The 14,257-nt window shown below is 45.3% G+C and carries 12 protein-coding genes and 2 tRNA genes; 8 read left to right on the forward strand and 6 right to left on the reverse strand.

Annotated elements, in window-relative coordinates:
• Positions 1-25 precede the first annotated feature (25 nt).
• From smc to MN199_RS04335, 5 genes are all read left to right on the forward strand, one after another.
• The gene (gene smc / locus MN199_RS04315; RefSeq protein WP_335738524.1) at positions 26-3,439 is read left to right on the forward strand and encodes a chromosome segregation protein SMC; all 3,414 of its coding nucleotides are present in this window, start codon (positions 26-28) and stop codon (positions 3,437-3,439) included.
• A 14-nt stretch (positions 3,440-3,453) separates the two neighbouring features.
• Positions 3,454-4,311, forward strand: a complete 858-nt coding sequence (zipA, locus tag MN199_RS04320; protein WP_335738525.1) for a cell division protein ZipA — start codon at positions 3,454-3,456, stop codon at positions 4,309-4,311.
• 93 nt (positions 4,312-4,404) lie between these two features.
• Positions 4,405-6,438, forward strand: coding sequence for an NAD-dependent DNA ligase LigA (gene ligA / locus MN199_RS04325; protein ID WP_335738526.1), 2,034 nt, complete (start codon positions 4,405-4,407; stop codon positions 6,436-6,438).
• On the forward strand, positions 6,439-6,774 hold the full coding sequence (locus MN199_RS04330; RefSeq protein ID WP_132582725.1) for a DUF3392 domain-containing protein: 336 nt from the start codon (positions 6,439-6,441) through the stop codon (positions 6,772-6,774).
• Complete coding sequence (locus MN199_RS04335; RefSeq protein WP_335738527.1) at positions 6,771-7,262, forward strand: DUF2919 family protein; 492 nt, start codon at positions 6,771-6,773, stop codon at positions 7,260-7,262. The genes MN199_RS04330 and MN199_RS04335 overlap by 4 nt, the downstream gene beginning before the upstream one ends.
• On the opposite strand, the gene MN199_RS04340 is transcribed toward MN199_RS04335, so the two are convergent.
• The 3 genes from MN199_RS04340 to MN199_RS04350 all read right to left on the reverse strand — a co-directional run bounded on the left by MN199_RS04340 (position 7,259) and on the right by MN199_RS04350 (position 9,199).
• Complete coding sequence (locus MN199_RS04340; protein WP_335738528.1) at positions 7,259-8,881, reverse strand: response regulator; 1,623 nt, start codon at positions 8,879-8,881, stop codon at positions 7,259-7,261. The genes MN199_RS04335 and MN199_RS04340 overlap by 4 nt on opposite strands.
• A 142-nt stretch (positions 8,882-9,023) precedes the next feature.
• Positions 9,024-9,099, reverse strand: a tRNA-Val gene (locus MN199_RS04345).
• Positions 9,100-9,123: 24 nt separating this feature from the next.
• Positions 9,124-9,199: transfer RNA gene (locus MN199_RS04350), tRNA-Val, on the reverse strand.
• 200 nt (positions 9,200-9,399) lie between these two features.
• On the opposite strand from MN199_RS04350, the gene gltX reads away from it, so the two are divergent.
• Complete coding sequence (gene gltX, locus MN199_RS04355) at positions 9,400-10,809, forward strand: glutamate--tRNA ligase (RefSeq protein ID WP_335738529.1); 1,410 nt, start codon at positions 9,400-9,402, stop codon at positions 10,807-10,809.
• Between the two features lie 170 nt (positions 10,810-10,979).
• Positions 10,980-11,777, forward strand: coding sequence for a DUF481 domain-containing protein (locus MN199_RS04360; protein WP_132582733.1), 798 nt, complete (start codon positions 10,980-10,982; stop codon positions 11,775-11,777).
• Between the two features lie 24 nt (positions 11,778-11,801).
• Here MN199_RS04360 and MN199_RS04365 read toward each other — a convergent pair whose 3' ends face one another.
• Positions 11,802-12,281, reverse strand: a complete 480-nt coding sequence (locus MN199_RS04365) for a glutathione peroxidase (RefSeq protein WP_472511579.1) — start codon at positions 12,279-12,281, stop codon at positions 11,802-11,804.
• A 97-nt stretch (positions 12,282-12,378) separates the two neighbouring features.
• On the opposite strand from MN199_RS04365, the gene MN199_RS04370 reads away from it, so the two are divergent.
• Positions 12,379-13,260 carry an NAD(P)-dependent oxidoreductase gene (locus tag MN199_RS04370; protein ID WP_132582737.1) on the forward strand — a complete coding sequence of 294 codons (882 nt, stop codon included), beginning with the start codon at positions 12,379-12,381 and terminating at the stop codon, positions 13,258-13,260.
• Here MN199_RS04370 and MN199_RS04375 read toward each other — a convergent pair.
• Positions 13,249-13,722 (reverse strand): RES family NAD+ phosphorylase, encoded by a 474-nt coding sequence (locus MN199_RS04375; protein WP_335738530.1) that lies wholly within the window; start codon positions 13,720-13,722, stop codon positions 13,249-13,251. The genes MN199_RS04370 and MN199_RS04375 overlap by 12 nt on opposite strands.
• 41 nt (positions 13,723-13,763) lie before the next feature.
• Positions 13,764-14,213, reverse strand: a complete 450-nt coding sequence (gene parS, locus MN199_RS04380) for a type II RES/Xre toxin-antitoxin system antitoxin (protein WP_132582740.1) — start codon at positions 14,211-14,213, stop codon at positions 13,764-13,766.
• Positions 14,214-14,257: the final 44 nt, after the last annotated feature.

Consider the following 14,257-nt stretch of genomic DNA (forward strand, 5'->3'; position numbering starts at 1 on the left):
CTAACTAGAATGTAATCTTGCCCTAATGCGCTTAAAACAGATCAAGCTATCCGGCTTTAAGTCGTTTGTTGATAGCACTACCGTACCTTTTCCCCAGCAAATGACCGCCGTGGTTGGGCCTAATGGTTGCGGCAAATCTAACGTTATAGACGCGGTGCGTTGGGTGCTGGGCGAAAGCTCAGCAAAAAACTTACGCGGTGATGCCATGACCGACGTTATTTTTAACGGCTCATCGCAACGAAAGCCTGTGTCGCAAGCCTCTGTTGAGCTAGTGTTTGAAAACACCGAAGGTCGTTTAGCCGGTGGTTTAGCCGATCGTAGCGAAATTTCGATTAAGCGTATTGTTACACGTGATGCACAATCTAATTATTTTCTTAATGGCAGTAAATGTCGGCGTCGCGATATTACTGATATTTTCTTAGGTACTGGCCTTGGTCCGCGTAGTTACGCCATTATTGAACAAGGCATGATTTCGCGCTTAATTGAATCTAAACCACAAGAACTCAGAGTATTTCTAGAAGAAGCTGCCGGTATTTCGAAATACAAAGAGCGACGTCGCGAAACTGAAAACCGCATTAAACATACCCGCGAAAATTTAGACCGCTTAGCTGATGTGCGCGAAGAGCTAGGTAAAAATATTGAAAAGCTTAAACGACAGGCCACGGCAGCGCAGCGCTACAAAGAGCTTAAAGCCCAAGAACGTAAGTTAAAAGCTGAGTTAACCACAATAAAATGGCTGCATTATACCAACCATTTTAACGCGCTAGAGCAGCAGCGTTTGCAACAGCAAACCGAATTAGACAAATATCAATCGCAAGAGCTTGGCGATCAACGGGTGTTGCTGGAGCTAAAGCAGCAAGCGCAAGATGGCCGGCAAGCATTAGAGCAAATACAAAGCCAGTTTTATCAGCTAGGCGCACTGATCAGCCGTTTAGAGCAGCAAATTTTGCATCAGCGCCAAACACAGCAAACCTTGTATGCACAGGCACAGCAGGCGAAGCATAGCTTGCAGCAGGCGAATGACTATATTGCTAGCGAGCAAGCGCAGCAGCATGAGCTAGAGCAGCAGTTACAGCAAGATGAACCTCAGCTAGAAATACTACTGGAGCAACTAGACGAGCTTAGCCAGCAGTTACAGTTGCTAGAAGAAGAACAGCAACAACAACAGCGCGCGTTTATGCACTGGCAACAGCAGCAGTTTAGTTTGCAGCAACAACAGCAACAGCAACAAATGCAATTGCAGAACCAGCAACAGCAACTAAACGACAACCTACAGCAGCAAAACCAATTGCAACAAGAGCTGACCGAATTAGCCTTGGCGCCGCTGCTACAGCGTCAACAGCAGTTAGCCCAACAATTACAGCAAAGCATTAGCCAAGTAGAAAAGGCTGAGCAAGCCTATAATGAGCTGCAGTTAACATTGCAACAGCAGCAGCGGCTTCACCGCGAACTCGACGTGCAGCAGTTGCACGCGAGCTCAGAGTTACAGCAGCTACAGCGAGAGCAACAACGTTTGCAGCAAATGCAGCAGCAAAAAGATGATCAACAGCAACAGTTATTACAACAGCTGCAGGTTAAAACTGGCTGGGCTAGCGCGGTGGCATTAGCGCTTGGCCAGTTGCAACACGCAATGGTAGCGCAAAGTATGCAACCAAGCAGCCTAGCTATGGTTAGTACCAATACTCAACCTGCAGCACCTAACAGCCTCGCGGCGAAAATTGAGCAAGGTGTTTATCCTGATAGCTTTAACCAAATTATTTGTGCGCAAACGCTTGAACATGCGCAACAACTGCAACCGCAGCTACAAATGGGGCAGTCGGTGATTTGTGCGCAAGGGGTTTGGCTGGGCAGTAACTGGTTAATACCCAGTAGCGCTGAGCAGCAAGATAGTTACCTGCTGCGAATAGAACGTTTAGCTCAACTACAAATAGCTATAGTGGCGGCACAACAACACCAGCAACACATAAATAACCAGCTTGAAGCACAAACCGAGCAGGTAATTGCCGCGACGCAGCAAGTGGAACAAGCGCAGCAGCGAGTTAATAGCGAGCAGCGCCAGCAACAACAGCTGCAAACTGATGTGCTGTTGGCCGAGCAGGCATTACAGCAAGCGCAAAAACTGAGTGAGAAATTGGCCACTGAGCATGCAAAATTACAACTTAATCAAGCACAGCAACAAGAGCGCATTGAGCAACTTTCAGTAGCGTTAGAGTTAACTGCCGAACAACTGATTGAACATGATAGCGCGCAGCAACAACTGCAGCAACAAGGTGGTTCACAGCAGCAACAGCTACTACAATTACGTGCTCAGTTTGAGCAAAAGCGTCAGCAACAGCAGCAATTACTCATGCAGCAAAAAGTGGCCGAACAGCAACTCAGTACATTACAACAAAACCTACTGCGTATGCGTTCGCAGCAACAGCAATTACAAGAGCAAGTAAGCGAACTTGAGCAAAAGTTACAAGGCGATGACGAGCCGGAGCTGATATTACAAGAGCAACTACAACAAAGCCTGATTGAGCGCGAAGATGCCGAGCAAAAAATGGTGAGGCAGCAGGATGAACTCGCCAATGTAGAAGCGCAAATTCGGCAGCTTGAACAAGGGCAGCAAGGCATTATGCAGCTGCTAAATAAAAAACGCGCTGAATTAGAAGATTTGCGACTGGATGCAGAAGGCTATCGAGTGCGAGCCAATAATATGATGGAGCTACTACGCGAGCAACAGGTTAATATGAAAGATGTATTAGCAGAATTGTCAGCTGACGCTGAAGAAACACTGTGGCAGCAGCAGTTAGATAAAACCGTTGATGCTGTAGGCAGGTTGGGGCCAATAAACTTAGCCGCTATTGACGAATACGAACAGCAAGCAGAGCGCAAACATTATCTGGATGCGCAAAATGATGATTTAACCGCAGCAATGGACACCTTAGAAACCGCCATTCGCAAAATTGATAAAGAAACGCGACAAAAATTTAAAGACACCTTCGAGCAGGTTAACGAAGGATTAAAAACCCTGTTTCCTAAGGTGTTCGGTGGCGGCAGTGCGTATTTAGCGTTAACCGAAGAAGACATGCTAGAAACAGGTGTTACTATCATGGCGCGACCACCCGGGAAAAAAAACAGCACAATACATTTATTATCGGGTGGTGAAAAAGCCCTAACCGCTTTATCATTGGTGTTTTCAATTTTTCGACTTAATCCAGCGCCGTTTTGTATGCTAGATGAAGTAGATGCGCCACTTGACGATGCTAACGTAGGTCGGTTTTGTAATTTGGTGCGAGAAATGTCGGAAACAGTACAATTTATTTATATTAGCCACAATAAAATTGCCATGGAAATGGCGGCACAGTTAATGGGCGTGACGATGCAAGAACCCGGTGTATCACGAGTAGTTGCTGTAGATGTGGATGATGCTGTAAAAATGGCAGCAGCCTCTTAATTAAAGGTAACCTTATGGCTTTCGAATTACGATTAGTATTTATTATTATTGGCGCCCTAATATTGGGAGCGCTGTTGTTGCATGGGTTGTGGACCGTGCGAAAAAATGCTGGGCAGCCTAGACATAGGTACTACGACGAATCAGTTAAAGAAAACACTGACAAGGCTGAGGGTTTTGATGAGTTGGGTGTGGGTGCTGTGCGTGTCGTTAAAAAAGCGGACAATGCAGCTGCGAGTAACGTAAAACCTGAGATACATCAACGCGAAAGCTTGCCCCGCACTCCGCTAATGCAAAGCGAAGAAGTGCAAGCTGAGTTACCTTTTGATGAGCCGCAAGAGCCAAGATTACATTTTGCTGCTTTAGACGAGGTTGACGCTGCAGAGATGTCATTTGAGGCAGAGCCAATAACCGCGGCGGAAGAGCCGATAACCAGCCCGGAAGAACCAGCAGAAGTACTTATTTTGTATGTGTTGCTACCGGAAAACAAAGAAATGAAAGGCCCAGATTTATTATCACTGCTATTAACACTGGGCTTTAAATACGGTGATATGGATATATTCCACCGTCACCAAGACAGTGCCGGCTCAGGTGCGGTGTTATTTAGTTTGGCCAATATGTTTAACCCGGGCACGTTTGATTTAGAAAATATAAATAAATTAGCAACCCGTGGCGTGAGCTTATTTATGATGTTACCCGGCCCTGGCGAGCCACTACAAAACTTTAATTTAATGCACAATGCGGCTAAAAAACTAGCAGAAGAGTTTGGCGGCCAAGTGCTTGATGGCCAACGCAGTGTATTAACGGTGCAAACTGTGCGGCATTATGTGGATAAAATACGTGAGTTTCAGCGCCAACAATTGATCCATGGTTAAATGCTAAAATAGTATTAGCGAAAACGGCAGGCAGTAGTCCTGCCGTTTTTGTTATGGCAAAATTACAGCAATATTTTTTCGGGCAATTATTTTATGACTCAGTCTATTGTGCTGCAGTTGCAGCAACTGCGACAGCAGTTAGAAGAATACAGTTATCAATATTACGTATTAGATAATCCAAGCATGCCAGATGCAGAATACGACCGATTATATCGCCAGCTACAACAGCTGGAAGCGGCGCACCCTGAACTAATAACGGCTGATTCACCCACCCAACGCGTCGGCGCTGCACCAATAAGTAAATTTGGCCAAGTTGCGCACAGTATTTCAATGTTATCGCTAGATAACGCTTTTGATGCTGGCGAGTTTCATGCTTTTAGCAAGCGCATTGCCGAGCGACTGGATGCGAGTGCCGAGTTTAGTTTTTGTTGTGAACCCAAATTGGATGGTTTAGCGGTAAGCATTCGTTATGAAAATGGCTTATTGGTGCAAGCGGCAACTCGAGGTGATGGTTATACCGGTGAAGATATTACCAGCAATGTAAAAACCATTCGTGCCGTGCCATTAAAGCTAAAAGGCGACAAGGTACCTGCGGTATTAGAAGTACGAGGCGAAGTGTTTATGCCATTGGCTGGCTTTACCGCGATGAATGATAAAGCCCGCTCTGAGGGTGAAAAGATATTTGCCAACCCACGTAATGCGGCGGCGGGTAGTTTGCGACAACTTGATCCGAAAATTAGTGCCCAGCGGCCATTAATGTTTTATGCCTATGCCGTGGGTGCGGTTGACGATGTAAGCGGCTTATTAGATAACCACAGTCATCATCAGCGTTTAATGCAGCTAAAGGATTGGGGTTTGCCGGTGTGCCCAGAGATCCGTTTAGTGAGTGGTGGCGAAGCGGCCTTGGAATGTTATCAAGACATTCTTACTCGACGCGCGGCGCTTGCGTATGAAATTGACGGTGTAGTAATAAAGGTTGATAACCTTACTCAGCAGCAAGCATTAGGTTTTGTCGCCAGAGCACCACGCTGGGCTATTGCCTTTAAGTTTCCAGCACAAGAAATGCTTACCTCGCTGTTAGATGTTGAATTTCAAGTTGGTCGCACTGGCGCTATTACGCCAGTTGCGCGTTTAGAGCCAGTAGTAGTCGGCGGCGTTACCGTAAGTAATGCTACCTTGCATAACCAAGATGAAATCGAACGCCTAGGTATTAAAATTGGCGACAGTGTAATAGTGCGCCGCGCCGGCGATGTGATTCCGCAAATTGTTTCGGTGGTGTTAGAGCAACGGCCTAGTACTGCCGTTGATATTCTGTTTCCAACACAGTGCCCAGTTTGCGACTCTGCGGTTGAGCGTGTCACTGGCGAAGCCATAGCGCGTTGCAGTGGTGGCTTATTTTGTGCAGCGCAGCTAAAAGAATCTATTAAGCATTTTGTCTCTCGTAAAGCGATGGATATTGACGGCTTAGGCGATAAATTGGTTGAGCAATTAGTTGATCAGCAATTGGTTAAAACGCCAGCGGATATTTACCAGCTAGATATGGCGGCATTGGTTGGCTTAGAGCGCATGGCAGAGAAATCAGCATTAAAGCTATTAGCTGCGATTGCGCAGTCTAAAACTACCAGCTTGCCACGGTTTATTTATGCGTTAGGTATTCGCGAAGTAGGCGAGGCTACCGCCCTTAGTTTGGCCAATCATTTTGCCAGTTTAGAGCAGGTGCAGCAAGCCAGCTTAGAGCAGCTATTAACGGTGCCTGATGTCGGAACTGTTGTTGCTGAGCACCTAACCAGCTTTTTTAACGAAGCGCATAACCAAACGGTTATTGCTCAACTAATTGCTGCAGGTATTCACTGGCCAGCCATTGAGCAGCAAGCTGTTACTGAACAGCCGTTTGCTGGGCAAACGCTAGTACTTACTGGCACCCTCACCAGTATGGGTCGTGATGACGCCAAAGCGCGTTTACAGCGTTTAGGGGCGAAGGTTTCAGGTTCAGTATCAGCTAAAACCCATGCAGTTATCGCAGGCGATAATGCCGGCTCTAAATTAGCTAAAGCCACTGAGCTTAACGTGCCGGTATGGACTGAGCAGCAAATGTTAGATGTGTTTACGCAGTACGGAGTAACCTAGATGCCAGATTTTCTTTATCAGTTATTACTCGATTGGGGCAGTGTATTTCGCCCTTATGTGCGCGATATTGCGCTGGCAATGGTAGCAACCTGCTTGGTGGTATTTGGTGATGACATTAACCGCTTTGTGCGCCGTCAAATTGCTACACTGCATTTTATTTGGCGCACCGGTATTTTTGTCTTGTTATGCGCCTTTGGTTATGGCGCATTAACCATTTTTTTAACGCCGGTAGTGGCGGGCCAACTTGGCAAGCTTAGTAACCTGTGGCTACCTTGGGTTAGCTTAGGTATTTTTACCGTGCTAGGTATTTTGGCACAGCGTAAGCGCCAAGTATGAGTAAAGTACCCCTGTGGCCAGTGTTAGATGACTACGGGCTGCAAAAGATACCGCTGCGTTTTTATGGCTTACTATTGCTGTTACTGCGTCCCTATATTTGCTGGGTACTAACGCTAACCTTGCCGCAAGAGCATCGCTCTATGTTGGCGTTTATCTATCCGTTACAAAGTGACTTTATCCTTGCATGCTTAGTTGCTGCACCTGTATTACTTCTTGTCGCGGCGCAAAGCCAACGTAAGCCTAAAGGTTATGCGCCGTGGCGCCATGTGTGGCGTTATGGGCGTTTTATTATGTTAGTTGTAGCAATAGCTGATTTCGCTTTTACGCTATCACATCTACCGTCGCAGTTTATGCTAGACACACCTTGGCGCGTGGTATCGCCATTATTATTATTGGTTGGCGCTATTTGGCTGGTGTATTCGCGAACCCTAAAAATGGTGTTTTCTGAATGGCCGCTACCGCCTGAATCAAAGCCCGCCGCAGACTAAGCGAGTTTAGACAAATGCTTTTGCTTTAATTGCTCGTAACGTACTAACTGCTCTGGTTTTAGCTTACTGCTGTCAATTAATAACTGACAATGTTGTAGTAGTTGTTGTTTTTGCTGTGGGTTGCACAGCGCCCGTGGCGAGGTTACCAAGGTTTGCCATAGGTTGAGCGCAATGCCAACATTTTTTGGCATCACTTGCCAGGCTAAAATAAAGGCAGAAAATGCTTCTTGCCAATTACCATGTTGGTATAACTGCACCGCGTTATTGTTTAATTCGCGAGGGCCAAGTGGCATAGCGGCACGTTCTTGCTGCTCTTGCGACAAGTAAGCGGCAAATACCGGTTCCGGTTGTTGTTGGCGGCAATGCTGGCTAATACGGCTAAATAAGGTTTTTGAGGCGTCACTTAAGCCCACCTCATGCAACGCTTTAGCTTTGTCTAGTGCATCTTCTAAGGATTGTATTTCAGTGTTATCACTTAGCTCAGTTAATAACTGGCGGGCTTTTGCCCGATGATCTTGTAAATACAATAACCGAGCGTGTAATACTTGCTGCGCTTCGGTTAGTTGTTGTTGGCCAAATTGGCGCTGTACGGTATTAAGTGACAAAGTGGCTTGACGATTTAATCGGCTTTGTTGCTCGCTGTCATCAACGCTTAAGGCAAAATCGATGCTGGCACGTGCTAAGTTTAAATACAGATCCGGCTGCTCGTACAGTGAGTGACGGGCAAATTTCACCATGTCGCGTGCCGCACGATATTGCATTTCATAATCATGGTTTAGTCGAGACAGCTGCAGCAGCTTTTGTTGGCGTAGTAAATTGCGTGGCGCTATATTAGCCGCCGCAAGAATATGTTGTTGTGCTTGCTGATATTGCTGTTGTTTAAACTCAAGCTCAGATAGGCAGTCTAGGGCAAATAGCCGCGTTTCAGTGCGCACCAGCATGTGTTCTAATTCGGCAAAAGCTTGTGCTTCATTATTATTGTGTAATAAGCAGCGTACCTTGCCTATCTTGGCCCAGCTAAAGGGTTGTAGGTGCAGCATAGCGGTAAAAAAGGTCAGCGCTTCGGTATAGGCTTGCTGTTGCAGCAAGATGTCGCCTTTCATTTTTAGTAATAACGGAAACAGCTTATGTAATTCAGGTTGAGCCAGTTGCTGGTTTAATAAATCTAACGCTTTATCGTATTGTTGATGCTCTAGCTGGCTGTATACAGGGCGTAACTGCTGTTTGCGTTTTAGTACACGTTCAATACGTTGTTGTAAATCACGAATAACATAAGGCTTGGCTAAAAACTCATCTGGCTGCAGTTCTAATACGCTATGTACCAACGCGGGATCGGTTTCTGCGCTAATAAAAATAAGGCCGCAGCTTAATTTATGTAGACCCGTTATTTTTAACTCTTCAAATAGCTGATAGCCATCTTTACCTTGGGGTAAGTTATAAGCACAAATAATCAGATCGTAACTATTTTGTTTACACAAATTAAGCGCTGTGTTCGCGCGGTCGGCATAGCTTAAGTTCTGATAACCTAATTGCTCTAACGCATAGCGTAAATAACTTTGGCTAAGGCTTTGGTCGTCAATAATTAAAATGCGCTCATCGCGTTTAACAGCAGGTTGCATAGTTAGCAGCAAGTCCAAACAGGCAAGATGGGCATCACTATAGCAAATTTTTAACAAAAGATAATGAAGTAGAGGTAAAAGTAGAGCGTTGCTGTTCTAGCTGAAGCTAAAAATGTATGGAGTAAAAGTGTTTTGCAGAAAATGGTGGATTGTACTGGGTTCGAACCAGTGACCCCCGCCTTGTAAGGGCGGTGCTCTCCCAGCTGAGCTAACAATCCATGGGAAATGCGTATTACAAAAATTGGTGGATTGTACTGGGTTCGAACCAGTGACCCCCGCCTTGTAAGGGCGATGCTCTCCCAGCTGAGCTAACAATCCATGCCGTTTGATGGCGCTCATTATAGGGAGCATGGTTTTGCTGTCAACATTATTTTATTAAATATGGTTCGCTTGCTGCAAAAGTAAACATAATGCCAATATTTAACTGAAAACATAAGCTAACACCTCACCTAAAGCAGTGCATCCAACGCGGGGCATTGTTACAATACTCGGTATTATTGCACTGTGATGGATAAACTATGTCTCTTGTTACTCGTTTTGCCCCAAGTCCTACTGGTTATTTGCACGTTGGTGGTGCTCGTACCGCACTATTTAGCTGGTTATATGCAAAGAAAATGGGCGGAAAATTTATTTTGCGTATTGAAGATACCGACTTAGAGCGTTCTACTCAGGAATCGGTCGACGCTATTTTAGAGGGCATGAGCTGGTTAGGTTTAGAGCATGATGAAGGCCCGTATTACCAAACTAAACGCTTTGATTTATACAAAGAGGTAGTGGCTGAATTATTAGCCGCAGGCCACGCTTATAAGTGTTTTTGTACCATAGAAGAAGTGGATGCGATGCGCGAAGCGCAAACAGCCGCAGGTGAAAAACCGCGTTATAACGGAATGTGGCGCAACCGCACTGATCACCCAACGGATAAGCCTTATGTGATCCGTTTTAAAAACCCACAAACTGGTGTGGTAGTGATTGATGATTTAATTAAAGGCCGAATTGAAATTGCCAATGCGGAACTTGATGATTTAATTATTGCCAGAAGTGATGGCACACCAACCTATAACTTAACAGTAGTGGTTGATGACTGGAAAATGGGCATCACCCACGTTATTCGTGGCGATGATCACGTAAATAATACGCCACGCCAGATGAATATATTAGCGGCGCTGGGTGCCGATATTCCTAAGTATGCTCATGTGCCGATGATTTTAGGCGATGACGGTAAGCGTTTATCTAAGCGCCATGGCGCGGTAGGTGTAATGCAATATCGTGATAACGGCTTTTTACCCGAGGCGTTATTAAATTATTTAGTGCGGTTGGGTTGGTCGCATGGCGATCAAGAGATTTTTAGTAAAGCAGAGTTAATTCAACTGTTTGATTTAAATAGCTGCAACCGTGCGCCATCAGCGTTTAATACTGACAAGCTTATTTGGTTAAATCAGCATTATATGAAAACCTTACCCGCTGAGCAGGTTGCCAAGCAGTTAGAGTGGCACATTAAAGAGCAAAAGCTTGATATTAGTAATGGCCCAGCGTTAACCGCACTAGTGGCGGCGCAAGCCGAACGGGTAAAAACGTTAAAAGAAATGGTGGAAGTAAGCCGTTATTTTTATGAAGACTTTAGTGAGTTAGATGCGGATGCGGCGAAAAAACATTTACGCCCAGTAGCATTAGAACCGTTGCAAGCCGTTGCTGCGGCGTTATCTGATCTTAGCACTTGGACTGAAGCATCAATTCATCAGGCTATTAACGCTACTGCAGAAAAGCTGGGTGTCGGTATGGGTAAAATTGGTATGCCGTTGCGAGTAGCTGTAACCGGCGGCGGTAACTCGCCAGCGCTAGATATTACACTGGCACTTATTGGTAAAACACGCAGTTTAAACCGACTGGCGCAAGCAATCAGTTTTGTTGAGCAGCGCGCGGCGGAGTAATTTATTACTACATTTGCGCATAATTTACGCTCAATGGCAGAATTACTCAGCTCGTTTAACTGGGCTGAGTAATTCTAGTTGGTACAATAATGGCTTTAATGTTTACTAAAAATAGTATGCTCAGGTGCTCAACTGGTTGAGTAGCGTGATTGGAGTGATATAACGACATAATGCCTGTTTTCTTACGAGCTGCCAGTTTGGCGCTACTTTTGTGTTTGTTTGGTGCGCAAGCGGCAGAGGGTGATGACTTACCCAGTGGCGAAGAGCCGCTGCAGCCAATAGGCTTTTTTGGCACGGTTACCGGCGATATTGAGCTGGGCTTTTTGTTTACGTCAGGTAATACGGACTCTTTTGCTATCCGTGCAAATAGCGAGTTAGTGCATGATTTAGAGTACTTTCGTAATCGCTATCAGATGCAAAGCTTGTTACAAAAAAATAATGTCGCAAGAAATGCTAATGGCGATACACAAAACGTAACCACGGCCAGTCGATATAGTTTTACTGGGCAGAGTAACTACAAGTTAGTAAAAGGCCGAGAATCGATATTTGGCCGCGCCACCTATGCACATGATAAATTTGGTGCGTTTCGTGAACAAGCATCCCTCGCTGTAGGTTATGGTAATCGGGTGTATGAACAACGCACGAGCTATTTTGATCTTGAAACTGGACCGGGTTTTTCCTATAGCAATACCGCCGCGAGCGTAACTCATAGCGGTGTAATTTGGTTTGTTGCTGCGAACTTAGATTATGCTTTGTTTGATACGAGCAGCTTTCGCCAAACGCTGGAAGGGGCACTATCATTAGACGGTGAAAATACTATTTTTCTGAGCCGCAGCAGTATCACCACTAAAATCATTGACAAACTGTCTATGCGTTTTAGTTTTATTGTCAAATACAACTCAGAGCCAGAAGGTGATTTACGTAAAGCCGATACCGAAACCTCGGCTTCTTTGGTGTATACCTTCTAAATTAAAGGTCTGCTTTATACGTCATTAAAGTAACGCAGCTATGGCATTACTCATACTGGTGGGCTTCGTTTTTGGTGCATAACGGGCAATGACTTGTCCCTGCTTATTTATTAAGAACTTGGTGAAGTTCCATTTAATTGCGCGGGTATTTAACACACCACGAGCTTGATCTTTTAAGTAACTAAACAAAGGCGCTGCCTCTGGACCATTAACTAAAATCTTGCTCATAACCGGAAAGCTGACACCAAAATTTATTTCACAAAATTGCTGAATATCACTATCTGCAGCAGGTTCTTGACCACCAAATTGATTACACGGAAAAGCCAAAATAACTAAACCCTTGTCGTGGTATGTTTGGTGTAGCGCCTCTAGTTCTTTATACTGAGGGGTAAAACCGCACTGGCTTGCAGTGTTAACGATTAAAAGTACCTTACCCTGATATTGGCTTAGGCTAACCTTATTACCTTGCGCATCGTTAACACTATGCTCATACACATTATTTATAGCCTCGTTCATAACTTTTCCATCCTTAAATGCTTTCAATCCGGCGCATATCTTTGTAAGCTCAACAGCCCAGTATGTCACAGTTTAAGTCAGTTATATGTCGAATCAAAATAGTAAAAAAGTCGCGTTTATTGGTCTTGGTGTTATGGGTTACCCAATGGCAGGTTACCTACAGCAAAAGGGCTACCAGGTAACGGTATATAACCGCACTACAGCGAAGGCAGAGCAATGGGCTACGCAGTATAAGGGTAACTTTGCCGATACGCCGGCCAAGGCCGCACAGGGCGCTGAGTTAGTGTTTATGTGCGTAGGCAATGACGACGATGTGCGCTCCATTGTGTACGGCGAGCAGGGTGTGCTTAGCGGTATGCATGCTGGTGCGGTACTCGTTGACCATACTACAGCATCGGCAGACTTAGCGCGTGAGCTAGCCGCCAATGCCCAGCAGCAAAGCGTAGGGTTTTTAGATGCTCCAGTGTCAGGTGGACAAGCGGGTGCTGAAAACGGCGTATTAACCGTGATGGTAGGCGGTGAGCCTGCCGCTTTTGCTAAAGCGGAGGCCGCAATTAGCTGTTATTCGCGCTGCGTTAAGTTGTTAGGGCCTGCTGGTTCTGGTCAGCTAGCGAAAATGGTTAACCAAATATGTATTGCTGGTGTAGTACAGGGTTTGGCCGAAGCGTTAAACTTTGCGCAAAATGCCGGCTTAGATGGTGCTGCGGTAGTTGAAGTTATTTCACAAGGTGCAGCATCATCTTGGCAGATGCAAAACCGCTCGTTGACAATGCTAGACGGTAAGTATGACTTTGGCTTTGCGGTAGACTGGATGCGTAAAGACTTAGGTATAGCACTTGCCGAAGCGCGTAATAATGGCAGCCATTTACCAGTAACGGCATTGGTTGATCAGTTTTACAGTGAAGTGCAACAAATGGGCGGCAAACGTTGGGATACCTCAAGTTTACTGGCGCGATTAAAGCGCTAAACGCGGATCGGGCATAAAGTCTAGTTCAGTATTACTGGCTAAACAGCGACTAAAGTTAGCATGCTTGGGGTTAAGCAAAATATTGTTTTCTCTTGGTGCTAATACGCTAGGCACTGCTAAGGCTAAACTAGCGGTTTGGTTTAGCCAGCTATCACCAATACGCGCTGTTTCCGCGGTGGCAGGTTGCTCACGCCAGCTAGCAGGTAATGTGCTAGTGCTTATTTGCATCAGTTCGTTGCGTTCAATTGTTAATTGAAATAGCCGGTAATGGTTTAATGCCACACGATTATTTAAATGCACTAAAAGCTCTAAAATAGCTAAGGCTTCACTGCCAGCGGTATAAATACAAAGCTGGCCTTTGCTATTCCAACGCCCACCAAATAAACGTGCACCTTCACCGTCAAAAGCTTGTGCAGCCCATTTACTATGTACTAAACGATATAGCTTTATGCTATTGCTCATTCAGCGGCGTTCCCGTTTCGCTACACCGTTAATAAACCGCATTAGGCAAACACACCGTGTTCTAAGCGGCCAATTAAATCGAGTATGGCTTGAGTTTCTGCCGATGTAGCCAGCATATCTAATGGGGCTTTATCGCCAAGGCCGTAAACTGGCTCGATTAACCAACGACTGGCGGCAGGAATGTTATCATTAAATAAAGCGGTAGCCGCCACTAGTACCGTAGCAAAACGATATAACCGATCGCTTTCATCTTGAGAAAATTTACCGCTTTTAGCGCGTCGGGATAAGGTTGCCGGTGCTAGCTGACATACTGACGCTAATTGCTTTTTATCTAGACCAGATAAACTAGCGAGCGTGTCAAAAACCCGATAACTAAAGCCATCATGAAGCGCTTGATATAATTTAGGCCCGCGCTCGGCAATACCTAGCTGCTGCCAAATATTATTAGCTTGATAAAGCTGAGGGGTAAATTCTTTGACTAATGCAATCATGCTACACCTTTTTTATCAAATGGTACTTTGTAAGTGTATCAGAT

This window comes from Rheinheimera metallidurans (assembly GCF_036983985.1).
GTDB classification, from domain to species: Bacteria; Pseudomonadota; Gammaproteobacteria; order Enterobacterales; family Alteromonadaceae; genus Alishewanella; species Alishewanella metallidurans.